At 40.2% G+C, this 1079-nt stretch carries 1 protein-coding gene; it reads left to right on the top strand.

The features are described 5' to 3' along the window. Positions 1–431 precede the first annotated feature (431 nt). Positions 432–1079, top strand: a 648-nt coding sequence (locus tag KDK16_RS01595; RefSeq protein WP_257254111.1) for a hypothetical protein, incomplete at its 3' end; no start/stop codon positions are given.

Below are 1079 nucleotides of genomic sequence, written 5' to 3'. Positions count from 1 at the left end.
TCAACAGACTCATGCAGCAGGTCAGCGCTGGGAAAGATGAACGATTGTTCTGGAATTTTTTTAGAAATTAACAGTCTAAAGCACACATAGCTTAAAAAAATCAAATGTGTTCAATAGAGGGATTTATGAATATAAACAAAAGCAAAACAGATAGTTACGGATTTCATCAAAGCCACCTTGCTGAAAAGAATGATGAAAGCTTTGACTCAGAACAAAAAGTATTCAAAAGTTTCTCAAGAAAGCTACGGGTTGAGGATACATCCTTTGCATCGGCAGAGAACCTAAGAGGGCTCGGCTCTATTGTGTCGGGTTGCGGTCATAAGATTGCCAATCAGACGATTCCCGAGCGAAAAGTTTCCCACTGGGTTAATTCTCATGATTGTGAGGCCATAAATTTAGCCGGACTCAGCGAGACGTTTACCGCTGAGGAGGTGGCTGAGCGTTTCCGAAGGACCATTGAAAACCTCACGCATTCACTGATATACAAAGAAATCGCAAGGGAACGTTATGAAGATGTTCAAAGAGATGAATTAACAGAGATTTTTATCGATTTTATTTTATGCCAGGAAGGTCTGGTTCATGATCGGTGTTTTACTATTGAAAGGAGCCCCGAGAAATACGTGGCGGCTAAAACCATGAGCCACGAGCGGGTTGAAGAGATACAGTCTTTTCTAAATGCTATTTTTTCCGAATGGGCAGCAGAGGAAGCGAAAGCTTGTTGGCCTGGAATACATTACAGTTGGGAGGATATGCTGGTTGATTATCTTAAAAAAAAGGAAAACGTACCGGATGATGTTACCCCAAAGATTGTTCCTTTTGGTAACTTTTGGCATAAAATCAGGTTCGAGAAATTGTTGAAGGAGATATATCCATTTTTTCGAACCCTTCTTGATGGAAGAGGCTTTTTTTCTGAGTTCGGTATTGTCTTTAATTTTTTCGTAAAATTCAGGCAGGAACTGGTTGATAGTGCTCGTGAACCTTGTAGAACCAACAAGTTAATCATTGGTCTGCGCGAGAACAGAAATAATATGAGAGAGTATTTTAATCGACATGTTATGGATGTTATTTTTTCCGGGCGC

Source organism: Endozoicomonas sp. SESOKO4, from assembly GCF_024606275.1.
Note: the sequence above shows the minus strand (reverse complement) of the source record. Positions and strands in the feature narration are given on the sequence as shown.